The following is a 24,233-nucleotide window of genomic DNA, read 5'->3' on the forward strand; positions in this document are numbered from 1 at the left end:
TGGCCAAATTCAGTAAACCATTACATGTCGATATTATTGCTCAGTGTGTTTGCTGGTATCTGGCTTATTCACTCAGCCTGCGAAATCTGGAGGAGATTATGGCTGAACGCAGTATCGCCGTCGACCATTCCACGCTTCACCGCTGGATTATACGGCTGGTACCTCTGCTGGATTAGGCATTTCGCCGGCATAAACGTGCCGTGGGACGCCGGTGGCGAATGGATGAAACTTACATCAAAGTCAGGGGACAGTGGAAATATTTGTATCGGGCGTTTGATACGGAAGGTCAGACCATCGACTTTTTGCTGACGGCTGAACGGGATACCGCAGCGGCCCTGCGTTTTTTCCGCAAAGCCATTCGCCAGCATGGCGAAGCTGAGGTGATGACCATCGATAAAAGTGGCGCCAATACAGCGGCACTGGCCATAGTCAATGCCGGTAAACATGATGAAGAAACTATCACCGTCAAGCAAAGCAAATATCTGAACAATCTGATTGAGCAGGACGCCGGGATATCAAACGCCGGATAAAGCTGATGCTGGGATTTAAGTCATTTCACCGGTCGCAGACGATACTGGCAGGTATTGAGTTAATCAACATGACACGCAAAGGGCAGTATCTGCATCCGCAAGGGATGGATTGTCACCGGCATAACAATTTTATCTGTTGGTTGCCTGAAAAACAGGCAGTGCAACTTCTGCCGCCCCTTTGCTCATAATGCGACAGAACCGTAAAAAGTACTGTGTCAGGATATCGTTCAAAACGGCAGATGGATTTTCTGGCTGCCGCCGTACTAATGTCTAACTGACGGGCCGTTTCCGAAAGACTGCCGGTTTCGGCAGTGCGAATGAAAATGAGCCAGTCACGCATACCGTGATTATTGTCTCTGTCCATAAAATTCCTTACATTTGGTAGAATTTTTTTAAATATATTTGTATGGAGTTTAGGATATCATGCTTACTTAATAGAAATTTTAAAATGTGTAGCTTTATTTTACAAAGCTCCGCAGCGGCTGCGCACCTTTAATTTCCAAGTCTGTGAGGAAAAAGTATATACATGCACAGTAATCAAGGGGAAACAAATGACGGTGGCGGCAAAGCCGCCACACACTCCAATGTTTAGATATAATTAATGGAGTTAAACCTTCTGATTATTGAGGAAAACTTTTCTATTCCAATGACTATCAGGCCTATCTGGCCAAATATTTCCAAAAATACAACCTACTTTTTTCGAGCCAAGTGGTTTAATTTCACTATTTTGCTGTTCTGAACTGAAAAGTTCATTAATCACAATTTCCCAGGAAGCAGAGATGTGGATATAATCTTCTGTAATGTTATCAATATATGACTGATTCAGTGATGCTTCAGAGCCCGATGTAACTTTAATCATATTTTCTAATGCATCTTCATAATATTCCTTTAAAGCCCCTTCAAAATTATTGTAATCTTTTAAGACCTTATCATCAAATACACATCCGCTTCTTGATGCACATTGATACATTACCAACAACGAAACGTATTGTAAATCCCCCTTTGGTTTCTTAATTGAAACACCTTGCTGGAATAGATCATAAAACGCGCCACCCTGAATTTCATATTTACTCAGAAGCTCGTTCCAAATTTTACTTTTCCTGATGTCTGAAATTTCATCAGTTACGCTGTCATAAGCAGATGTACCAAAGGGATGCTTCATATATTTATTGGTTATGTATGCAAGCTCTTGCACATCATTTAGCATATTACCACCGATATCAGAGTGGCAACCTGCCAGAACTAGTTCAGGATAATGACCTTGCAGACTACTAAGTGGGAAATTATAACGACATTCATGCATTGCTGCGATTTGAAAAACATTCTTGGCAATGTTTTGAGGTAAATTTACTTTCAAACCATTTGTACTGCCTGATGCATGCGGGTCAGACCAGATCGCGTTTTTGAAATTCCAAACAGTAGCGACAGTATCAAACAATCCTAAAAAATTTATAGTCACGCCATCGCTAATTTCGTACCCACAACTTGAAATAACATCTTGCAGAGTTTTATATGTTTCCCCACTGACATCTGTAATCTCGTTGACAAAATGACGAGCGATTGCAGCGCCCCGACTGAAACCAAAAACATCTAATTCAATCTCAACTCTATTTCCGGCAGCGTTAATTTCCATCAGATGTTCTTTGATCTTACTGCAAAGGCGATTTACACCATCATTGAACTTTGAGAAAACTCCCCATCCGACATTAGTAAGAAAATCAATTCCTGAAGCCTCAACTAAGTAGTTGTTGTCTTCTCCATCCTTAGTCCCCACGCCCTCTACATAAATTTTAAGAGCTTTTGAGCTCTCAGATGTCACAGCGCCATTTGCTCCATAGGTTTTGTATAGACGATAAATATTTGTGAAATTATAATCATCGGTTATGCCTTTTGATAACAAATTTTTTGCATTGTTTCCAGTCCCGTCAAAAAACACACCAGCGCGAATTTTTGTGGATAAAACTTGTTTGTCTTTATTTGTGAACATGTGCATTATCTCTATGTTATATCTTTGCAGGGCTGGAATTAACCCTGTACAAATAAAGATAAACAATATTGCAGTGCGCTGGAATAATAATAATAATTATAAAAAAACTACATATATTTTCTATATAAAAACCCTCCTGTCTTTGTTAACATTTTTTCTTGTGGAGTAAGTACTTCGCTTAACCGAACCATTCACTTTTAGAGACCTTCCCGTATAACGGTTATGTCAATGGAGCAGATCGCCATGCGCAAAGCTCGATTTACCTATCACTAGGCCAACGCCATTCTGAAGTCCGTCGAAGCCGGGATTTTTGAGGACTCTTACTACAACAGGAAAGCGAAATTTTTTAAGTAACCAGATGATATTAAATGGATTAAAGGCTTTAATGTTAAAAAAACGGCTAAAGAAGTGCTTGCGAACCTTAGTCTTGAGTGCCACGCACTGAAAGACTTTAATGAAGTAAAAGCTTTAAACCAGCGATAAAGCTTGGGCTGGTCAGCTGTCTAATCGCGCAGTTTTCCGTGAGTTTACGCCAGGCATGCAAGATATTTCGCTGAGCAGGGCGGTATTTGTGATAAACCGGATATGCGATGTGATAAGACGATGATTATGGCGCTGACCGTGGCGGCTTAGAGCTATCCGTGATGTTGATTTAAAAAGCTTTTATAGGTGCTTCGCAGGCAGCGAAATAATTGGAAGCATAAAAGAGCACAACATATATTCTAGCCTGCTAGAACTCAATTTTCGCTGTAAAGGAAAGCCGCACCTGCCAGTCTTTAATCGGCACTGCTGGAGATCGGAATTGACCTGAAAAAACTGGCGCAACGGGTAATATGAGTACCGTGCAGGTTCGAGAAAATTTGATATATGCACTGATACAACGGCCCGGTGCTGATTTCGCTGACGCTATGCTGAAGAGCATGGTGTTATGGTGAAATTTATCAGGCTAGAAAGCTGATTTAGAATGCTTTTACTGAACGGTACAATGGGACGTGCCGGAGAGAAAAACTAAATTCTTATCTGTTAAGAACACTGCATGAAGCACATATAATACAGAGCGCGGGCGGAAAATCACCTTCCTCCTGAAAAATTTCAATCCTGTGTTGAAGCGTCCGGTTTTATTTTATCTCTCCCAGGTTACATTTGCTCAAGGTATACCCTAGATACCAGTAACCTAACTTTTCGCTGAAAGAGAAGAAATAAAATATATCTGTAAATGATTTTCTTCTCCGAGCAAATGTCAGGTTACTTTCTGTAAAGTTCGCATTTTACTGCTGGTTGATTATTAAAAATAAATTGGTACATTTAAACACTTGAAAAAATATAAATTCACGCCTATATGCTTTTATCCTTTCCTTAAAGTTAAGGCGTCTTTAACCTCGCGATTGTTTCGTCCTTCAATTGGTTTTTCTATTATGTTCCGGAAATATGAAATTGAAGTTGGTTTTTTATCAGGCGCTCAGGCTGCTATTTATAGATAGCAGCCTGAGCGCCTGCAAGAAAATGCGGCATATGGTTATTACGTATTACGATTGATTTTTAAGGATAATAGCATGCGTTTATCTTCAAAATTTAAATTACTTTCCCTTGTTACCTTGGTCACAATGGGATCGGCAGGTCATGCCATGGCAGCAGATCCTACCCCACCTACTCCAGTGACTGTCAACGGCGGCACAGTGCACTTTACCGGCGAAATCGTAAACGCCGCGTGCGCTGTAGATAACGATAGTACTGATCAGATTGTAAAACTGGGACAGCTCACGGCAACCTCCTTAAAGAAAAAAGGAGCAATGTCCAGCATAGTCCCTTTTAGTATCAAGCTGACCGACTGTGACCTAAGCGGAACTCCAGCTAAGGGGAACAACCCGGCGGTTAAGGGTTACTCAACCGTGGCGGTGACATTTTTAGGAACTCAAACCGGTAGTGATGGCACCGCAATTTCGGTGACAGGCAACCCTGATGGGGCGAGCGGCAGCAAAGACATCGCTCAAAACGTTGGCATTGAAATTCTCCAAAACGGCACTCCCCTGAAAATTGATGGTTCGGCGGCGTCCAGCGCACAAACAATCCATGCTGGCGATAACACCCTGAACTTCGGTGCTGCGTACGTTGCTATTGCTGACGCAGTTACTGCGGGTACGGCTAACGCTGATGCCACCTTCAAACTGACCTACGAATAGTCCTAACAGCAGTGCCCGTCAAATTCCATCCTGCCGGGCACTGCACGCTTAAAAGGTGACTGTGTAATGATATCTTCTTCAGGCAAATTCCGCGCGCGCACGCTGGCCGTAGCCGTTGTTTGTCTTATCTCTTTCAGCGCATTTGCCGGTGGTATTACCGTAGGGGGTACCCGCATTGTTTATCCGGCAGCGGCGAAACAGACTGACATATCTATACGTAACACATCTTCTCGCTCGTCATTTCTGGTACAGTCGTGGGTGGATGACGCTCAGGGCGTAAAGATTCCTGACTTCATCGTAACACCCCCTCTTTACGTGAGCGCTCCCGGCAATGAAAATACCCTGCGTATTATGTACACCGGCATGCCGCTGCCGTCCGACCGCGAATCACTATTCTACTTCAACGCCAAGGCCATTCCGTCGATGAATAAGTCACAAACGGAAAATTCAAATGTCCTGATGTTTGCCGCAGTCACTCGTATTAAGTTGTTTGTTCGTCCGAAGGGTCTGGCTCCATCGGTTGACCAGGCACCCGACCACCTGACATTCCACAGACAGGGTGGGCACATGATTATAAACAATCCAACACCTTACTACCTGACGTTGACCGGGCTGCACTCGGGCACTATCGCTCTGCAGGACGTCATGGTTCCACCGCGTGGCACGGCTGAAGACCCGCTGCCTGCAGGCGCTTCAGCGACGGTCACGTACCACACTATTAATGACTATGGCGCAATCACGGCTGAGCGTCGCGCCTCATTTGCTTCGTAGTGCCGGACGTAATTCAGGAAAAGTTCTCAATAGGGTAAGTTTGGGTGATGCGTAGGATTTGTCAGCATTTTTTCCGTGGCGCAACCGGCATGGTTTTCATTATATCGGTATCCGGCCACGCCGCGGACGCACTGTGGTTTGACCCCGCGTTCATCTCCAGTGACCCGCAGATGGTGGCTGATCTTTCACACTTTAGCCATACGGGTGCGCAGCTGCCTGGCACCTATCAAGTTGACATATGGGTTAACGGTCAGCGTTATGACGAACGGCGCGTGCGCTTCGTGGTGCAGAAGGGCAGCGGCATAAAGGCTGCGGTCGTCCACGATGGTACCGGACTGGTTGCGTGTTTGACTGCTGCCGAGCTGAAGGCAATGGGCGTACGCTCAGCACTGCTGTCCGCGCTGACAACTGACGGTCGTGCAGATAAATGCCTGTCGCCCGGTGCCGTGATACCCCAGGCATGGAGCGCATTTGATTTTCAGAAGATGCGCCTGGACATCAGTATTCCACAGGCAGACTTGGTGCAGACCGCGCGGGGATGGATTGCACCTGATCGCTGGGATGAAGGCATTAATGCGGGGCTGCTGACATACCGCTTTAGCGGCAACAACAACCAGGGACGCTACGGCGACAGCAGCAGCCAGTACCTGGGGCTGAACAGTGGAGTAAATCTCGGTGCATGGCGACTGCGTGACAATAGTAGTTGGGTCCGCTATGACAGCAGTTTTTACCGCTATAGCCGATGGGAGCACCAGAGCACCTACGCAGAGCGGACCATTGTGCCCTGGCGCAGTGAGCTGACACTGGGGGATATAAATACCAGCGGCGACGTGTTTGACGCCCTCGGCATTCGCGGCGTTATGTTGGCAACCGACGACAGTATGTATCCCGACAGCATGCGGGGATATGCGCCGGTTATCCGGGGTTCCGCGGCCACTAATGCTCAGGTCACGGTGCGGCAGAACGGCTACGTGATTTACCAGACCGGAGTGGCAGCAGGGGCATTTGTGATTCGTGACCTGAATCCAGTCTACGGCGGCGGTAACCTGGAGGTCACCGTGACGGAGGCTAACGGTCGCATCCGGACCTGGACCGTACCGTACTCCTCACTGCCCGTTCTGCTCCGTTCGGGGTTTGTTAAATATGGCGTATCTGCCGGACGTTACCGCAGCGCAGGTGACCGCTACAGTAGTCCGTCCATGGCACAGGCGGACGTGATGTGGGGGCTGCCCCATGACTTGACGCTGTACGGTGGCATGCAGTATGCCAATCGCTATCAGGCCGTGAACGTCGGCGCGGGGCTCAATCTGGGCAATGCCGGTGCCCTGTCTGCGGACGTGACGCAGGCAGACAGCGTGCTCGCCGATGACTCCCTGCATCAAGGGCAGTCGCTTCGCTTTCTGTATGCCCGCTCGCTCAATTCGCTCGGAACCACCATTCAGCTAACGGGTTACCGCTATTCAACTAAAGGGTTTCACACTCTGGAAGACACGGCGCTGAAGGGCATGAAGGGCTGGAGAACAGATGTCAACACTGTGGATGCGCAGGGGCGGCCGGTAAAGCACGCGATGAGCGACTGGTACAACCTTTACAATAACAAACGCGAGCGTCTTCAGGTGAACATTTCTCAGCAGCTGGGCGATGCTGGTTCCCTGTGGGTGACCGGCTCACACCAGACCTACTGGAACGAAAGTCACAGTACTGATTCGCTGCAGGCTGGGTTCAGCAGCACTCTTTGGCATGTGAACTACAGTATCTCGTGCAGCCTCACCCGTGACGCCTCGTTGCAGGCCACCGACCGGGAGCTGTATCTGTCGATGTCGGTGCCGCTGGATGCCTGGTCACCACACGACGACAGTGTGACCCCGGACCATACGGTTTATGCCACGCTCAGCAGCAGCCAGGATAACAAAGGAAACGCATCATGGCAGGGCGGCCTGAGTGGTACGGCGCTTGCAGACAGCAGCCTTGGCTGGAGCGTCTCGCAGGGGTACACCCGCGGCGGCGGCGAAAGCGGGGATGCAAGTCTTAACTGGCAGACAGCATATGGCAACGCAAACCTGGGTTATAGCTATAGCAGCAACTACCGGCAGGCCAGTTATGGATTCTCAGGCGGTGCCATTCTGCACCGCAACGGCCTGACGCTGGGGCAACCTCTGGGTGACACCAGCGTTTTGGTGGCCGCACCGGGTGCCGCGGACGTACAGCTGGAAGATCATATCGGCGTACGGACCGACTTCCGGGGTTATGCCGTCGTACCTTACGCCTCGGTTTATCAGGAGAACCGCGTTGCGCTGGACCCGACGAGCCTCGACGGACACACCGACTTGGACGACACGGTCACCCGCGTGGTGCCTACCCGCGGGGCCGTGGTGAGGGCATCCTTTGTGACACACACCGGCGCCCGTGCGCTTATGACGCTAACGCATGACGGAAAATCGCTGCCGTTTGGCGCTACAGTGAGCGCCGGAGACAACAGTAGCATTGTTGGTGACGCCGGTGAGGTGTTTCTTTCCGGCCTGAAACCGTCCGGTACGCTGTATGCGGCTTGGGGAGACGGTCCTAACAAACAGTGTCGCGTTCATTACGTGCTGCCGGCTGATGCGCTTCAGGTGTCGCTTGTGCGTCTGTCAGCAATATGCCGTTAAGTACTAGAGCAATGCTGAGCCGTAGTTTATTGATTGTTCGGTGCCTGCATCCGAAATGTTAAAAAAATCTGGATCTGACGTATCGAACATTGACAGTGATATAGGAAAGAAATGGATGAGTATTAAAATGAAACTTACCCAGTCTGAAGTCTCACTCGTCGCGCTGACCATTGTCCTCGTGGCTCCTGTTGCCATCGCCGCAGACAGCTCCGGCACTATCACGGTATCCGGCAGAGTGATAGACAACACCTGCGAGCTGGTAAACGCAGACACTCCTGTAACACTGGATACGGTCAGCGCTGTCAGCTTAATCAATGCAAGGAAAAACGATGTTGCTACGAAGGATTTCAGTGTCGGTCTGAAGAACTGCGGCGCTCACGCAACCAAAGTAGATATTACGGTAACCGGTACTGCCGATTCAGAAAATTACAATGCTTTTAAAAATGAAGACACGAGCAATTCGGCTGCCACGGGGGTGGCCATGGATTTTTATAGCGTAAGCGGTACCGAAATAACGCAGATCAAGCCTGTGGGGGGAGAGAAAGCCTCCCAGTCCCTAACGGCAGATGCCGACAATAAACTTAATTTCAGGGCCGCGTATGTGGGTACGAGACACACAATTACGGCTGGAAGCTTCAAGAGCGTAGTTAAGTTCACGCTGGATTATGAATAAAACATATTAAACATTAAGTATATAGGATGAGATGATGAAATTTTACATTGCCCGTATCAGTCTGCTTTCACTTCTGATGCTGACGGCTGCGCCGGTCGCGCTGGCGGCTAATACAGCCACCGTGACCATAAGCGCAACCGTGCTGGCAGACTGCTCGGTCACTGTGAACCAGAGCGTGCTGGACATCGGAAGAATAGCAGTCAGTGAGCTGCATGATAAGGCAAAAAACGCCGCGCTTGATGGTATGGTCGGCTCGGTCGATGTGACCAGTAAGTGTGGCGACTCCACCAGGGCAAAATTGACTGTCAGCACCCAGACTGTGGCTGACAAAAGCATAGTGGCCAGCAGCCCCTCAGGCGTAGAAGCTGACGTGATGCGTTTCGGTTTAAAAATCGATGATAAGGCTGCGGATTTTGATGATGCGTCAAAATCCGTGACGTCTGAAATCAATGACGAAAATCTGTCATCGGACGGGCACAAGGATACGCTGACGTTTTCCGGGCTGGCCGGTGCCAATTCGGGAAAGGCCACTGCCGGTAGCTATTCGGCCACCGTGACGGTGAAGGTGGAGCCGGAGTAAGGCAGGGAGACGGCCGTGACGGACATGCGGACACTGACTGTGGGCTGCGGCGTACGCCTGACTTAGTAGACAGCGCAGAACTGCGCCGGTGAATACGAACGTGTGGGACCTGCGCCAGTGGTAGCAGGTGTGAGAAGAACCGCAGCTTAAGGAGCGGGTCGATACCGGCTGTTGCCGACGATGTTATGGTTGAGGGGACAGTGCCCGAACTATGTGGTTCGCTAAAGAAGTCCCGGTACTAAAGTGGGGCCCCTATGGATAAGAAGCTGGCTATCGCGGCCAGACGTCTGTCACTATCTGAAAGTTAAAGTCGTCCGACACGGCCTGCGGGAGGCGAGAGAAGCGTTTAGCAGCAGCCGGTGTCAGTTTGCACACTACACGTATATTAGGGGCTATTACTAACATATCCGCCGTGAGCATTCGGTTATGCCTGATACATTAACGGGTGGCCGACCAGTGTGCCGGAACCTGATGGTACAGTTCGCGCACTACAGCGTGGAGTACGGCGGAGAAACTCACATTCCGGTAAGCGGCACACCTCGCGGTTACGACCTGGGTCTTCTTATCAGCGCGTTGCTGCCGCATCACATTAATAATTATTATCTAAGTCTTAATCCGGATAGGTGTTTTTTGTGTCAGATACATGGATTACTTTCTACTGTTTGCGCGCAAGCGCTGGCAGCTGCGGCTGGCGAAATTTTTTGACCTCAGCGGATTTGAGCGGCATCAAAACAAGACGCAGACCGGCAGGAGACAGAACGGCTTTGACTAGATGGGCGTCTGGTTTGCAGAAAACGGGGCAGCCATCGCCCCGCGGGCATTAATAAACCATCACAAACGGCGCGCGCTGCTTTATGAGCAGGCACGGCGAAGGGAATTTCCCACGAGGAAACCCTAAAGCGGGCACGGGCGTACTATGTGCGGTGGAACAGGCGGGCTGACGGACTGCTGCAGGTGTACGGAGAGGATGGAGCCTGATAATTTCGATTTGGTACCATCGTATAACTCTGCCCACGTCCTTCCCGCATAACAAAAGAAGAACCGAATCAATGAAAAAAATAACCCTGAGCGTAACAGCGCTGCTAACTTTTGTAGCCTCCGCACAAACCCATACCATGACCGGATACGCGGGCGCACCTAGTGTCATACAGTCACAAGTTGGCCACATGCCCCACCAAGGTACAGTGTACTATCAAATGGACTCAACATCTAATGAAATACCGCCGCAGCCTAATACATTGCCAACAGACATCGACTCTTTCGCTGAAGAGCAAACTACAGGGGACGTAACAGTAATACTAACAGGATACAATTCCAGCGGAACGTGCCTATCTAGCCCCGTGTTAGGAATCGTACACCTTACACAATACGGACTGCCCGTCGGCATAAACATAGACTCAGCAAGTGACTACTGTGCTAAGAACACAGGATCCATCAGCGCTAAATCCGGAACTGTCAACGTCTCGTCATATCTCACTATATTTTCCTGGAACACCATGACTGACCCCAACGCCCCTATCAGTGCGCAGTATGTCTTGAAACCAGAGACTTGCACCGCCTCAATTGCAGACGTAGACTTCGGATTAATCCGTAGGAATCAGATGATTAATGACACGATGACGATATCAGGGAGCAAGGGGACTCTGACAATCTCTGGGCCGGATATAAATGAACAAGGCATCTTATCTCTGGGTGGAGACCCCCAGTTGACAGTAACCCCTGGAGCGGGGATTAAAACGACAGGCCAGCACAATTGGGTCATATCACTCCCTGAGTCCTCGCCAACTCTCACCCTGCAGAGTCAAAGCGGGTCGACACTTGGTGCACACAAAACCGATCTAACTGCCACTTTGACCTGCGAATAGTGACGCGAATCTGAATGTTTCGAGAGCCTTCACGGATCTGTAGTTAGAAAGGCCAGAAAGCGAGGTGTAACGATTTGAAGCTCATTTAAGGCTCTGAGATAGAGGATGATGCCCTGCGTTAGCAAGAGTCGTTGGTCATAAAAATACCTGAGCGTAACGCCAATTTGGCGACGTAACAGGGTTGATATTTCGTCATTTTTTTCTTATCCAGAAGATACCTTTAACGCTCTTTATACTACAAACGCTACAGAATCTCTGAACTATCGCGGTCTATTAATCAACGGGGAGCAGGTCAATTGGTATCGATATTAATGTAAAACCTGACGAAAATACCAAAAGAGTTTCTGTCAGGTTATATTTTTCTATATCAAATCATATCATAGATTACATGCGCTGATAGTTGCCTCGGCTTGTTGAACAAGGTTGTTGACTGCAATCGCATCAGCGACAAGTTCTCCAGCCAGAGCCATAGCATCCGTTCCAAGCCAAATAAATAGCTGGGCAGAAACCCCCGCGCCATACAATACATAATCCCAAAAATCCAAAGAATTTAAAACAATTTGAACAAATACAGGGACGCTAATAATATTTGCCGCATCAATAACCAATGTGGCAAAGGCAGTGGCACGATCGAACAAACTATCTGAAGAAGTAAGGTCAAAAATAGTTTCCCCTAAAGCATTCAAAGAATCTTCACCAAGTTCGTCGGTAATTTTTTCAGCTATGGAACTAGCTACACTTTCAGAAAGAGCAGTCAATCCAATTACAACACTAATAGCTTGAATCATCATAGTGTTATAGGCTTTCACACAAGTATCTGCATCAGTAACTTTATCGTTTTTAACCATGTCTAGATTATTGTGCTTTTCATCATTATGTAATTCCTTATAATAGTTAGCAGCCATTGAACTTAAACTCATTTCATTAGCGATACGTTGCTGTAATGAGGGGTAAAAATCCGTGTAATAAGGCCTGATTGCATTCTCAATTTCTAATACGGAAAGATCTTTGAAAGACTTATTTTCTTTACCGCAATATTTACTTTTCATTTCTACCTCGTCTTTTTCGGTTTAATTTGATGAGAAGTTTATTTACTTCTCGCTTTAACTTTATTTTTCAAATAAAAAAAATGAAAGAGAATTAATAATTAAATAAATTGTTTTACCCCTGACGATACAGCCCTAAACCGAATGAACCAGCACCTGTTTTTGGGGATTACGCCGCCATACAGCCATCACTAATACGTTCAGAACAATGTCCTTTATCATCCGAGATTGCATGGACCAGCCGATAATTTTTCGTGAGAACATATCAACAAACACGGCAGGATACAGCCAGCCTTCGTGGGTCCTGATGTAGGTTATGTCCGTTACCCAACGCTCATCCGGATTGAACTGTCGCTTGAGCCTGTTGGGCGACACGATACTGGCCTCGCCATTACGGGCTCCGGTATCCGGCCTGAACCTTTATCCCGATACGTTTCATCAGTCTCCAGGCTCTGTTCACTCCGCACTGTTGCCCGCTGTCCCGCAGATCCAGATGGGGCTTGCGATAACCACAGACGCATCCCGTCCAGCCAGAACTGGTTGATCTGTCCTGTCAGTCTCAGATCTGCCTGATGCGTTGTGAATGCGGCTGCTGAAGTCAAGCGTAAAAACCACCGGGATGAACATCCGGCACCCGACAGAACAGACTTTCCGCTACAGTTACAGTAACGACGCTCAGAAACACCTCACAGATGTAAGCCTTATAAATGTTCTGGTAGTGCGCGATCAGTTCATACGGTTACGTGATGGTCTTGAGAAAATAAGAGCGTTAACTGACTGGCTTATTCAGGAATACCGCACGGAGACATTCACTAAGTCTCTGAACCGTAGTGACTTGATGGCTATTGCCATAAAACTGCCTCCACAACACTTTTGGTCAGAAAGCTCATCGAGGTAGGATTATGTCAGATTAACGATAAAATCAGATTACAGTATCGGTAGTGCAGAACTGACAGAAGCTATCAAGAAAATCCGGGCCTGCAGGGATATGGCGCGTCAGATAGGAATATCCGTCACTATTCCAGGCCTGTCTTTTGGTGATATGGTCGCACTTAATGACTTCTGGAAGCTGGCATGGAGCCGTGACGCACTGGAAAGTAAACTGCGCGATGATATTTACGGCAGTGAAGAAGTTCGTATTGAAGTGGTCAACAAAAACTGGCCACCGCGTTAGAGTTTTTCCAGTATCGTTTTTCCGACTCGTTTGGGGGTAACCCACCGTTATATTCATGAGCCCTGAGCGTGCTGTAATATCCAACGATATAGTCCGTTATTGCGTGAGCTGCATCACTGAAGCTTATGTAACCCGTCGCCGGCACCCACTCATTCTTCAGGCTCCGGAAGAAGCGTTCCATTGGGCTATTATCCCGGCAGTTTCCACGCCGGCTCATACTCTGCCTGATCCGGTATCGCCACAGCAACTGCCGGTACTGCCTGCTCGTATAATGACTGCCCTGGACGCCCTTCTAAGAGTCAAGCCGTTATCGGTCCGATAGCGATGATGTGAAGTGCACTATTTGCAGCACGATCTTCACCCCGATTAAGTCGATAACGGTTCGTTTTTCCAGAAGAGACAGGAACCGGGCTGGCACCACACAGTGCCGCAAAACCTGATTCGGATCTTAACCGTTGGGGATTGTCTCCGGCAGTGATCAGCAACTGCGAAGCGCTTTCGTATCCAATAGCATTACGTTTGATCAGTTCAGGTGCCAGTTCATCGACAATTGCCGCAATCATGACATTCAGTTCGTGCGTTTTGGGCTCCGGCCTGCGCCCTTTATACTTGCCTGAAGCCTTCACCAGTTCAACGCCCTGCCGTTGCCTTTCACGACGGGTTTCGTAGTCGTTACGTGCCGTCTGCAGTGCCACCTTAAGCAGCATGTCCTGAACGGACTCAGGTACTATTCTGGCCACGCCGTCCTGGTTTATGGCCAGCTCGAACAGATCCACTATGCCGAGGATGGCCAGCTTTGCCCCCTTAGCCTTTATCGAGCCAATCAGCTGCTCAGCCTCCGTAAGTGGAAGACGGCTGATGCGGTCAATTTTCTCAGCAACGACCACCTCCCCGGGCTGCAGGTCGGCAATCATGCGCTGGAGTTCAGGCCGGTCTGCCCTGGCACCGGATGCTTTCTCTTTATAGACGCCGGCGACATGAAATCCCTTGGCGCGGGCATCTACAATAATGCTGTTTTCCCGCGTCAGTTCCTGTTCATCCGTACTGACGCGAAGATAAATTCGTGCAATCTGCATAGGTTCAGTGCTCCCGTCCTCTTAGCGTAAATAATCTATGAGCGCTTCCCGGCCGCCGTTGTCTTCAGGCATGACGCTCACAATCCGTCTCAGCGCGACTTTGTGTAAGGACGTACTGTTCACGAGCGCCTCTGTCGCCGAACGACTGGCTGACGAGTATTTACGGTTTCTGAACAGACAGTCCCATAAGCCGATGTTCATCAGGCGGTTTGTCAGAACATACATGGCTATGAGCGCTTGACGCACCTCAGTCTCATCTGCTGGCAGTTCACCCTCTGCACAGAAGTCTCCGGGGGGGACTGAGATAAGTTTCATCCAGTGGATGCTTAATTAAAAAGCTGAAGGGTTTAACTGCGACCTCCGGGAATGTTTGCAGCCCGGGCAAACGATGTTAACTGAGGGAGTGAAATTCCCAGTACGTCGATCTCCTTGATATTTATATCGTCCCTTGCCCTGATTTCAACGTAAGCGTCCGGGCTGAGAAACGCGATGTTCTCAGCGTGTTTGATCACAGTCGTGCAGATGCGCAACTATTCCGGCTCTCCTGAAATCAGAACCCCATACAGCATCAGGTTAACGTCGTCGATCGTGGCCACATGTACAACGCGTTCCACCCTTCCCGAAAAAGTTTTCGTTTTTGTAACTGGCATGCATCCCCCCTGCTTTATTAAGGTCTTAATGCGGTCAGTTTGAGTATAGGTAATTTGGCTATCGTAAAAGAGGTGGCTAAAAATGGCAATCTGCGATGTAAATTGGCTGGATGTTTTTTGGCTACTTAAAATGACCATTTAAACGCTTCTTTTTTTTTTAAAAATCGCATATACCTTTAGTACAGGAATGAGAATCTTTTCCTGCGGAAAGAGAAAATATTTCTATTTGATAGAGTGTGACACTTATCACACTCTATCAACTATCCCATCATGAATCATCATTAACTATATGTTTTTTTAAATATAAAAAACCTTATGAAATTAATTATTACATACGAAAATTAATTAAAAAAGAGAAAATTCTTCTAAATCCTTACTGTATTCTCGGTATTTTTTGGGAAAATATTCTCTTACTTTTCCATCATAATAACTCCAGCTAATTAATTGAAATGCTGGGGTGAGTAATATGTCAGAATTAAAATATGATGTTTTTCTACAGTGGCTTAAAAAAGAAGTCAGGCCTGCGCTGGGGTGTACAGAACCGGTTGCAATAGCATTTGCTGCCGCTACAGCCTGCAAATACCTGGATGAACCCTGCATCAGCATTAAAGGCTTTATTTCTGAAAATCTTTATAAAAACGCAATGGGGGTCACTATTCCTGGCACCAGTTGTACTGGCGTTGCAATGGCGGCTGCGGTGGGTGTGTACGGAGGCGATCCGGATAAAGGACTCGAAACCCTCGGGGGACTCACGGACGTACAAACGAAGCAGGCACAGGAAATGGTCAGCAACGCGCGGGTGAATATTTCCGCTCAGGATACCCCCGACTTTATCCATATCGACCTTACCGCAACAGGGGCCGTTAACAACTGTCGGGTGGTTATAAAAAAAAGCCATACCCGTATTGAAGAACTTTATATTAATGAAAAGCCAGTGACTCTGGTATCACAAACGGAAGATAAGGACGCTGAAGCTTCTCCGCAAAGTTTTTCTATTGAGGATGCATATAATTTTATAACGACTGTTTCTCTGGAAAAGATTGAGTTTATTCTGGAAGCGGCTCGCCTTAACGCTGCGTTGTCTCAGGAAGGCCAGCAAAAACCATATGGGCTGAATATCGCGGGTACACTGGCTACCACCATCAGGCAGGGCCTGATGAGCGATGACCTTCTGTCACGCATACTGATCAACACGGTAGCCGCATCAGATGCCAGGATGGGAGGTGCGGCGGTAACGGCCATGTCTAACTTTGGTTCAGGTAACCAGGGGATCACGGCAACAATGCCGGTAGTCGTTCTTGCTGATGAACTGAAAAGCAGTCGGGAAGAACTTATCCGGGCGCTGGCATTATCCCACCTGGTTGCTATTTCTGTTCATGCCCGCTACACGCGGCTTTCCGCTCTGTGTGCTGCCTCAACTGCGGCAATGGGTGCCGCTGCCGGAATGGCCTGGCTGTTCACCCGCGATCTGAGTGTGATCCAGGCAACCATCATTAATATGGTCAGCGATGTCAGTGGGATCATCTGCGATGGAGCGTCCAACAGTTGCGCCATGAAGGTTTCCACCGTCACGATGAGCGCATTCAGGTCCGTACTTATGGCCCGGCAGGGAATACAGGTCAGCCCTCACGACGGGATTGTGAGCCAGTATACGGAACAAACGATCGATAACCTCAGCCGACTGGTTGTCAGAGCCATGCCCGCCACTGATAAAGAAATTATCCACATAATGACTGAAAAGGATGCACTGGCGCGCCGTTGAGGTCATGCATGCAAGTCCGTTAAGGAGACAGATAATGAATAAAAAGGCGATAATTTTACGGGGGGTGAGCGCAGTTATGCCCCTGTGTATTGGAGATTTCCCGTTTTCGTTTATCGTTGGCGCGCTAAGCGTCAGCCTGGGAATGAGCGTTTGGCAGAGTACCGCATGGTCGTGCATTGTAATTGCCGGTTCAGCACAAATGCTGGCGTTAAATATGCTAAAAACTGGCACCAGCCTTGGCGTAATTATTTTCACCACCTTTGTGATAAACCTTCGCCATGTTTTATACAGTGCGTCTATGGCTGGGAAAATAAGGGACGCCTCTTTTTTTAAAAAATGTTTTATGTCCTGGGCACTTACAGATGAAGTATACGCTACCACTGTCAAAGAAATGGATGAAAACAAAAGCGATAAGTATCTTTTCTATTTTTCAGTCATGCTGACTTTCTGGGGATTTTGGGTGCTGGCGAATTTTCTGGGGGCAATCATCGGTTCTTCTTTCCCGGACATCCAGAAATACGGCCTCGATTTTGCGATGGTCGCCGCATTTATCGCTATTGTGGTGCCGCAGATTAAAAGTCAGGCCTGTACGGTTGCCGCTCTGGTCGCCTCAGTATCCGGAGTATTACTGGTTGTTTTACCCTGGTCCCTGGGGATCGTCGTCGCTTCACTATTGGGCGTCCTGGCTGGATTAGCTGTGGACCTGGCAGAGGAAAGAAGGCTTAACGCCGGGAATACCAGTACGGAGCTTATGCTCACGAATAAGGAGCCCGGACATGAGTAACAGCTATTTTATAGCACTGACGCTGGGAATGGCAGCAGTAACGTTTCTGATCCGTTTCTCCTTTATCGGAATAGCAGGAAAGCTGGATATGAGTGAACGCGTGAAAAAGACGCTTCGCTTTGTTCCCGTAGCAGTTCTACCCGCAATAATTACCGTTCAGATACTGGGTGTTAATTCACATATGGAGTTTGATCTTCACAACCCCAAGGTAATTGCCGCGATTATCTGCACGCTGATTAGCTTCAGGTTTGGGCTGGTGTGGGTTGTTATCAGCGGGGTCGGCTCGCTGGTTCTGTTAAACACCTTTATGTAACTGCAGAGAGATACAGCGTAATGACTGTTGTCAATACAAAAAATGCCCCTACGGCGATTGGCCCTTACATTCAGGGCGTAAACACGGGAAAAATGGTTATAACCTCCGGGCAGCTACCGGTTGATCCGCTTACCGGTATGATGTCAGCCGCGATAGAAGTTCAGACATTTCAATCCCTGGAGAATGTCAGAGCCATAGTTGAGGCTGCCGGACTCACTGTTGCTAACATCATGAAAAGCAAGATATTTGTGAAAGACCTGAATGATTTTTCCGCGGTTAACGTTGCCTATGAAGCTTTCTTTGCGAAGTACGGAGCACCTTTTAAAGAACGCTCCTCTATCGAATTCGCGCAATTTCCCAAGGATGCAAAAAAAGAAATTGAGGCGATTGCTGTAGTATAATAAGTGGCTGACAGCAGTCATGTGAGCTGCTGTTAGCATATTTTAGAATTATACCTCATTAATCAAAAAAAATGAGTCATTTAAATTGACTGCCTAACGGCGTTAACTGTTCCGTTACTCCCCAAACCCCATGACTCCCAAAATTATTATTTCTTTACTAACCGCAGGTGTGCTCTTTACAGGCTACCTTGCAGCCTCAGAAATACTTCCAGTCCCTACCGTACATTTGGAATCATTTAGTTACGCAAACTGAAATTATTATTTGCACATCGGCCCAGATAAAATTAATAACACCCTGTAAACTTATGATAAACTTAGAAAAATTCATTTATATTTAAACTCAATTAGATAAGATAAACGACCATATTTAAATAAAATGTAAAATAATTGAAATTGATGTAATGATGAATGTTAAATAAACAACAATCGTATCAATAAATACACAATTTCTAAAATATTAATTATTAATTGCTTTCTAATTTCTTTGAATTTGTTTTAAAACTTACGCAATAGGCTTTATCAATCATTGATTTAATGAATAAGACAAAGTTTAGATGAAGAAAGTTTTGCCAAAGTAATTCTCTGCGAGAAAGGAAAGCTTTATGGGTGTAACTATCTACTTACAACAAAGAATCATGTCATCCAATGGTAAGTATGTCAAATTAACAAAAAAAGAGGCACTTGCATTAGAAGTTTTTTTAGAAAAGAAATCTAAGGTCATAACAAAACAAACATTTATAAAAAGGATTTGGGGTGATTTGCAGGGGTTTGATGATAATTTAGTGCAATTGATTCATAAACTAAAAACTAAGCTTCGGATTTTCAATTTGGAATTCTTGATAGCAAACCTAAGGGGTCGCGGTTATATTTTTGATGGGAATTTAAATTTTTCAATGATTTTCTTAGAAAAAAAAACTATACTCCTCGATGAGAAATCGTATACGCCACTTGCACTAGCGCCTACAGAATTTAAAAAAAATATAAAAAGAAGTGATATTGAAACAGTTTTGAAAATATCAATTATAATTTAAATAAAAAATTACCTAATCTATGCACTCTTTATAAAGAGTGGTTTAAATTACATTCAGCCTGTTGATGGGATATTTCTAAATATTCCATCAATCGGTTCTAATGGGATCGCAGTGCATATCATTCGCTGTATCCAAGAAATATTTCAGTCGTAGCAATTCGTTCTTTTTAGAGAGTGCAGTTGTGCTGACATCTCTCTCAAAATAGTGCCAACACAAACTTAAGTCTAAGATCTTCCTCTATCTCACAGAAAGGCACATCATCCATGAAAAAGACCCATTTTACTGAAGAACAGATGGTCTTTGAGCTGAAACAGGCACCCGGGTCGGGGAAGTCTGCAGAAAGATGGGGATTTCTGAAACCATTTTTATATCTATGGACTACCCAAGCTGCATTAGGACTGCCTGAATACGGCTCTTCAGGTGGAGCGATTTGTTCGTTTGAATGCCATTTCAGGTTTTTTTACTAATAGGATAGCGTCTCAAAAATCCGGCACGGTTCAGTTTGTAGAAGAATTTAGCATGAAAGGCTCAGTCAATCGCAGGATAGGAACATCGTCCCGATTGCAGCTACAGGACCCGGTGCACTGTTGGCAGCAGTTATAGCCTTTAACTCTACAGTTTTGTCGATGTTCGAAGGCCAGACTATGTTGCCGTTGTCGTCGCTGACGGGAAATCCGGACACGATTACACTAGCTCCGTTCTGACCACTGAGGACTACCCTGTCCTTGATATGATTGATTTGGAGAAAAACGAAACCTCCTTTTGTTTTGACCTCAACGAAGTTACTTGTCGTATCTCCGGGTTTGATAGAGCCAATGTTGATAGCAGTAGGAACATGTGCGGAACATGTGAGGGTCGATGATCTCTGGTTACCTATCCCCAAAATTTCGACTGTTTTTGTACCTATGTTCAAACCTGCGTCATATGTGTAAGAGCCAGTTCCAATGAGATACCCCTGCACGATGTCGCCGATATGTATATCGGCCTCTGAGCTTATCAGTTCGTAACTATCCCCAACCTTTATAATATGTGCTGGCAATACTTTACCATTTAATGTTACCCATCCTTGATTAAGTTGCTCACTTCCTGAGTTAATGGTGTCAATCTCGACAGAATAGCGTCCAGTAGACCTTGATTGCATCGGTTTCGTCAACATTACATTACTTCCCCTCGCTTCGAGGGTGGTATATTGGTTTGCTGAAACCGTCCAGCTTAAGATAAGCAACAGTATTGTTACGATTTTGTTCATTTCTAACTCTTATTTATCATTATCTGGCAGCTGATACCTTATATATTTACTGCAGCATCAGAGGTCAACGTCACAAATCATAGCCAGAATATTCTCTCCAGGATCGCATATCATCATTGGCGACAGCCTGTACCGGTTTATTTAAACCTTTCCTTAACATTGCCACCCCTAAGTCATGCGCGCATTTTCCTGAAACCAGTGGAGTCTACGTCATCGGCCGCGCCTTCGGCAGTCACATTCATTTTGCTGACCTGAATGCGCCAGCTTATCACTCTTCCCGCCCTCAATGACGTGGCTTTACGGCAGTATGGATGATGGGTAAACAAAGGAAAAACCGACAATATCAAGATATGGATAAACGATCAATTGGGTTTTATCGATAGGAATATGCAATTTATTTCATTATGTTAATGCTTTTAATCTATTCCTTCTTTAGCAGAGATTCATATTAATTCATACAATTAGTTAGAGTGGTGCATTGAAAGTAATACAAAGTTGAAATAGGTGATTTAGCGTTCATAATGAACATTTATCTAAAAGTATAAAGGTTTGATTTTCTGCGTTTGTTTATGCAATGTTGAGCTAAGACTCTGAAAACCCATGAGCCAATGCGTTATGCACTTCATCTTTATTCAATCCCGCCTGTCCCCCTCAATCTAGTTCATTACCTTATTTACGGCGCGAAGTGCAAAGACCGAAACTGGGTCGGCAAAAATACAGCGCCGAAAACGTTAAAATTAAATATTGAAAAGCCGAAGCTGAAGCCAGGAACTTATTCAGGTATATTAAATGTCTTACTTGCCATTTCTTAGGTTCAGGGGGGATGAAATGAATCTGTTCCTCCCTATTCCTGCAAAATAGACTCTTTTCAGTAAGAACCTGAATGAAGTAAATATGGTGGCGTTTTTATTCGATATAGTAAAAGCGTCAACAGGTTGCTATCGAATTAAGCGGATAATAAGGTAATAATATTTTTATCATGCATCTAATCCAAAAATCCTTCAAACGCCTTCATTAGCCCATTTATGTGATTGCTCAGTGCATTGCTGATATCTGGCGTACTCCCCCGGCGTATGCGACTCGAAGGAGACGAGGGCTGAACGCGTCATTAGCATTGACATAACATTCTTTACCGATGTTCATCAAAACGGCAGTCAATATGATTTGCTACAGATGCGAAGTCGGTCTCATCATTCATCCAGAAAGTTAGACGAACATTTTTTACTTAACTTATTGAAAAAAATGGCTTGTGTTTTCATTTGTAGCGGCTAGTTAGGGCGTAAAGGGTACAACGTGTTGACCGTACCTAAGCAGTAAACCTTGCAAAATAATTTAATTTGCAATCCATTAATTTTCATTATGACTTTTCAATCAACCCAAAAACAGTTAAATATCATCTTTGTTATTTTAAAAATAGTATAATCTATTTTTGATTCATGAACGTTTCACCTTGTAGTTATGATGGGTAAATATAATTATTAAAATTATTTATATCAAATTATTTTTAATCTAAAATCAGTTCATATTAATTTTTTAATAAACCACACTTATAGTTAATTTTAGGAGATAAATGCGATGCGAACTTTAGTTGTTTTTTTTACAGCAATGTTTTTATTAATTTTTACTCTCGGTATAGTTCTTAAGCACTATAGGGATAATGCACTCTTATACAGAGAGCAGTTGGCTAAAAGTAATCGCAACCTCGCGTTGATAAATAAAAGCCTGACCAGTGAGCGAGACAAATTGCGTAAAATGTTTTTGTTCGATAAATATAATGAAGAGGAACTTAATGATGCTGAATCCAAAAATGAGACTCTTCGTAGTCAGCTTATTTCTGGCTCTCACCGCATGTTCATCAGGGGAAAGTGTGCCACTTCAGGAACACACCCTTATCATACCTCCACCGGCATGGGTGATGATCCCCCCATCGAAATCAGTGAAAGATCTGGACAGGATATTCTCACTCTCCGGGCAGAGATAATCAGAGATAATGCAAAACTAAAATATCTTCAAGAATATGTCAGAAAAGAGTGCCATTGAATGGGAAGGATTTTATTCAGTAAATTAATTACATTTATCATTTTCATTAATACAGGAGCCAATAATGAGAAAGCTAGCATCTTTGAGTCCAGCTATTTTATCACTAATTCTGAATGGAGCACCCGCATCTAAAATTCTAAATCTATTTCTAAATGAAAAAGAAGGCAACCATTTGACTTCATATCATGATAATTCCAGTGTATGGACCATTTGCCGGGGCGTAACTATAGTTGATGGTGTACCTGTAAGAAAAGGAATGAAGCTTTCTTCATCTGAATGCCAAAAAATCAATGAAATTGAACGAGATAAAGCTCTGGCATGGGTTGATCATAACATTCATGTTCCACTTACAGCACCACAAAAAGCAGGTATCGCGTCATTCTGTCCATATAATATCGGCCCTCGTAAATGCCTACAATCAACTTTTTATAAACGCATGAACAACGGTGACACACAAGGTGCATGTGCAGCTATACGATGGTGGATTAAAGATGGTGGCCGTAATTGTAATAATCGTTCCAACCATTGTTACGGACAAGTATTGCGGAGAGATCAAGAAAGTATTCTTACATGCTGGGGCACAGATAAATATAAATAATTGAGAATGGCTTTGTTGAATAAAACGAACTTTTGCTGAGTTGACTGTTCAGACAGCGTCTCCACAGAAACCCCAGGCAGCAATATGGCAAAGCAAAAGTTCAGAATCACCAACTAAACCACCTGTAACAAAGCCCTTATCAACAGAGGCTCCCTCACTTTCTGGCTGGACGATAAAGCCATTCATGCTTGTATGAGTCAGCAACGCCTTCATCCCGTGGAAGACCTCAGTGTTATTCTGACCTTGCCACCACGACTTTCCTGATGATTAAACCCAAATTCCGGCTGACTCTGTGGGCCGCTCTGGGCTTTATTGATTCCATTTTTGTACTTTTGAGTGTTCTGCTGCGCTGCCCGGATTATAACTGTGTCAGCAGACGGGCAAAGTCGGTTAGCGTCAGTTTTAAAACGCCCACCCGGGGTGAAATCGTGCATCTGGTGATTGACTCCACCGGGCTGAAGGTCTTCGGTGAAGGCGAATGTAAATTGAAAAAACATGGCAAGGAACGGCGACGTGCCTGGAGGAAGCTCTATCTGGCCGTTGATGCGAAGACGCATGAAAATGTCTGTGCCGACCTGTCACTGAATAACGTGACGAACTCAGAAAACTTTCCGGGTCATATCCGGCAGACTCACAGAAAAATCAGGGCAGCAGTGGCCGATGGCGTTTACAATACCCGCCTGTGTCATGATGAACTGTGGCGTAACCATATCTGCGCGCTTATCCCCCCAAAAAATGAGCGGGTTACAGGCCCGGTGAGTATGCAGACCGCAATTGTGCCGTTGCGAATCAACGTCTGAGCTGGGCAATGCGCGGTGGAAGCGGGCAACAGATTACAACCGTTGCTCGATCGATGTATGAATAGACCCGGGTTT

Annotated in this window: 20 protein-coding genes and 6 pseudogenes; 17 read left to right on the forward strand and 9 right to left on the reverse strand. The window is 45.9% G+C overall.

What is annotated here, in order from left to right:
* Nucleotides 1–651: pseudogene (locus tag UC15_RS23110) on the forward strand (IS6 family transposase); the annotation flags it as partial.
* Here UC15_RS23110 and UC15_RS23115 read toward each other — a convergent pair.
* On the reverse strand, nt 643–894 hold the full coding sequence (locus UC15_RS23115; protein ID WP_112291260.1) for a LysR family transcriptional regulator: 252 nt from the start codon (nt 892–894) through the stop codon (nt 643–645). The pseudogene UC15_RS23110 and the gene UC15_RS23115 overlap by 9 nt on opposite strands.
* A 243-nt stretch (nt 895–1,137) precedes the next feature.
* Complete coding sequence (locus UC15_RS23120) at nt 1,138–2,517, reverse strand: DUF2235 domain-containing protein (protein ID WP_198659755.1); 1,380 nt, start codon at nt 2,515–2,517, stop codon at nt 1,138–1,140.
* Between the two features lie 1,553 nt (nt 2,518–4,070).
* Here UC15_RS23120 and UC15_RS23125 point away from each other — a divergent pair.
* The 6 genes from UC15_RS23125 to UC15_RS26300 all read left to right on the forward strand — a co-directional run bounded on the left by UC15_RS23125 (nt 4,071) and on the right by UC15_RS26300 (nt 11,546).
* The gene (locus UC15_RS23125; protein WP_157961024.1) at nt 4,071–4,697 is read left to right on the forward strand and encodes a fimbrial protein; all 627 of its coding nucleotides are present in this window, start codon (nt 4,071–4,073) and stop codon (nt 4,695–4,697) included.
* 66 nt (nt 4,698–4,763) lie between these two features.
* A complete protein-coding gene (locus UC15_RS23130) occupies nt 4,764–5,468 on the forward strand; it encodes a fimbria/pilus periplasmic chaperone (RefSeq protein ID WP_112291263.1) in 705 nt (234 codons plus the stop codon).
* A 47-nt stretch (nt 5,469–5,515) separates the two neighbouring features.
* Complete coding sequence (locus tag UC15_RS23135; RefSeq protein ID WP_112291264.1) at nt 5,516–8,116, forward strand: fimbria/pilus outer membrane usher protein; 2,601 nt, start codon at nt 5,516–5,518, stop codon at nt 8,114–8,116.
* Nucleotides 8,117–8,231: 115 nt separating this feature from the next.
* A complete protein-coding gene (locus tag UC15_RS23140) occupies nt 8,232–8,789 on the forward strand; it encodes a fimbrial protein (RefSeq protein ID WP_157961025.1) in 558 nt (185 codons plus the stop codon).
* Between the two features lie 31 nt (nt 8,790–8,820).
* Nucleotides 8,821–9,369, forward strand: a complete 549-nt coding sequence (locus tag UC15_RS23145; RefSeq protein WP_112291267.1) for a type 1 fimbrial protein — start codon at nt 8,821–8,823, stop codon at nt 9,367–9,369.
* A gap of 2,012 nt (nt 9,370–11,381) precedes the next feature.
* Complete coding sequence (locus UC15_RS26300; RefSeq protein ID WP_112291295.1) at nt 11,382–11,546, forward strand: transposase; 165 nt, start codon at nt 11,382–11,384, stop codon at nt 11,544–11,546.
* A 65-nt stretch (nt 11,547–11,611) separates the two neighbouring features.
* Here the strand turns inward: UC15_RS26300 and UC15_RS23160 are convergent, their stop codons facing one another.
* Nucleotides 11,612–12,283, reverse strand: coding sequence for a hypothetical protein (locus UC15_RS23160; protein ID WP_112291271.1), 672 nt, complete (start codon nt 12,281–12,283; stop codon nt 11,612–11,614).
* 138 nt (nt 12,284–12,421) lie between these two features.
* Nucleotides 12,422–12,920, reverse strand: a pseudogene (locus UC15_RS23165) (DDE-type integrase/transposase/recombinase); the annotation flags it as partial.
* Nucleotides 12,921–13,268: 348 nt separating this feature from the next.
* Between UC15_RS23165 and UC15_RS23170 the strand changes: the two are divergent.
* Nucleotides 13,269–13,454: a hypothetical protein gene (locus tag UC15_RS23170; RefSeq protein ID WP_112291273.1), complete on the forward strand. Its 186-nt coding sequence runs from the start codon at nt 13,269–13,271 to the stop codon at nt 13,452–13,454.
* Here UC15_RS23170 and UC15_RS23175 read toward each other — a convergent pair.
* From UC15_RS23175 to UC15_RS23195, 4 genes and pseudogenes are all read right to left on the reverse strand, one after another.
* Nucleotides 13,429–13,737: pseudogene (locus UC15_RS23175) on the reverse strand (integrase core domain-containing protein); the annotation flags it as partial. The gene UC15_RS23170 and the pseudogene UC15_RS23175 overlap by 26 nt on opposite strands.
* Before the next feature lie 31 nt (nt 13,738–13,768).
* Nucleotides 13,769–14,029 (reverse strand): annotated as a pseudogene (locus UC15_RS25800) (transposase); the annotation flags it as partial.
* Nucleotides 14,027–14,530: pseudogene (locus UC15_RS25805) on the reverse strand (recombinase family protein); the annotation flags it as partial. The pseudogenes UC15_RS25800 and UC15_RS25805, both read right to left, overlap by 3 nt.
* Nucleotides 14,531–15,060: 530 nt before the next feature.
* A complete protein-coding gene (locus tag UC15_RS23195) occupies nt 15,061–15,318 on the reverse strand; it encodes a hypothetical protein (protein ID WP_112291280.1) in 258 nt (85 codons plus the stop codon).
* A gap of 328 nt (nt 15,319–15,646) precedes the next feature.
* Here UC15_RS23195 and UC15_RS23200 point away from each other — a divergent pair, with 328 nt between their 5' ends.
* From UC15_RS23200 to UC15_RS25725, 6 genes are all read left to right on the forward strand, one after another.
* Nucleotides 15,647–16,942 (forward strand): serine dehydratase subunit alpha family protein, encoded by a 1,296-nt coding sequence (locus UC15_RS23200; protein WP_112291281.1) that lies wholly within the window; start codon nt 15,647–15,649, stop codon nt 16,940–16,942.
* 34 nt (nt 16,943–16,976) lie between these two features.
* A complete protein-coding gene (locus UC15_RS23205) occupies nt 16,977–17,726 on the forward strand; it encodes an AzlC family ABC transporter permease (protein WP_112291283.1) in 750 nt (249 codons plus the stop codon).
* The gene (locus tag UC15_RS23210) at nt 17,719–18,039 is read left to right on the forward strand and encodes an AzlD domain-containing protein (protein WP_112291284.1); all 321 of its coding nucleotides are present in this window, start codon (nt 17,719–17,721) and stop codon (nt 18,037–18,039) included. Before UC15_RS23205 ends, UC15_RS23210 begins: the two co-directional genes overlap by 8 nt.
* 20 nt (nt 18,040–18,059) lie before the next feature.
* A complete protein-coding gene (locus UC15_RS23215) occupies nt 18,060–18,440 on the forward strand; it encodes a Rid family detoxifying hydrolase (RefSeq protein ID WP_112291286.1) in 381 nt (126 codons plus the stop codon).
* Nucleotides 18,441–19,042: 602 nt separating this feature from the next.
* On the forward strand, nt 19,043–19,471 hold the full coding sequence (locus tag UC15_RS23220) for a winged helix-turn-helix domain-containing protein (RefSeq protein WP_112291287.1): 429 nt from the start codon (nt 19,043–19,045) through the stop codon (nt 19,469–19,471).
* Nucleotides 19,472–19,734: 263 nt separating this feature from the next.
* Entirely contained in the window at nt 19,735–19,938 is a 204-nt protein-coding gene (locus tag UC15_RS25725; protein ID WP_157961026.1) for a hypothetical protein, read from the forward strand.
* Between the two features lie 65 nt (nt 19,939–20,003).
* On the opposite strand, the gene UC15_RS23225 is transcribed toward UC15_RS25725, so the two are convergent.
* The gene (locus UC15_RS23225) at nt 20,004–20,720 is read right to left on the reverse strand and encodes a hypothetical protein (RefSeq protein WP_112291289.1); all 717 of its coding nucleotides are present in this window, start codon (nt 20,718–20,720) and stop codon (nt 20,004–20,006) included.
* Between the two features lie 1,575 nt (nt 20,721–22,295).
* On the opposite strand from UC15_RS23225, the gene UC15_RS23230 reads away from it, so the two are divergent.
* From UC15_RS23230 to UC15_RS23240, 3 genes and pseudogenes are all read left to right on the forward strand, one after another.
* Nucleotides 22,296–22,760 carry a lysis system i-spanin subunit Rz gene (locus UC15_RS23230; RefSeq protein WP_112291290.1) on the forward strand — a complete coding sequence of 155 codons (465 nt, stop codon included), beginning with the start codon at nt 22,296–22,298 and terminating at the stop codon, nt 22,758–22,760.
* A 64-nt stretch (nt 22,761–22,824) separates the two neighbouring features.
* Nucleotides 22,825–23,358: a lysozyme gene (locus tag UC15_RS23235; protein ID WP_112291292.1), complete on the forward strand. Its 534-nt coding sequence runs from the start codon at nt 22,825–22,827 to the stop codon at nt 23,356–23,358.
* Between the two features lie 138 nt (nt 23,359–23,496).
* A pseudogene (locus UC15_RS23240) lies at nt 23,497–24,210 on the forward strand (IS5 family transposase); the annotation flags it as partial.
* Between the last annotated feature and the right edge of the window lie 23 nt (nt 24,211–24,233).

This window comes from Rahnella sp. AN3-3W3, from assembly GCF_003263545.1.
GTDB classification, from domain to species: domain Bacteria; phylum Pseudomonadota; class Gammaproteobacteria; order Enterobacterales; family Enterobacteriaceae; genus Rahnella; species Rahnella variigena.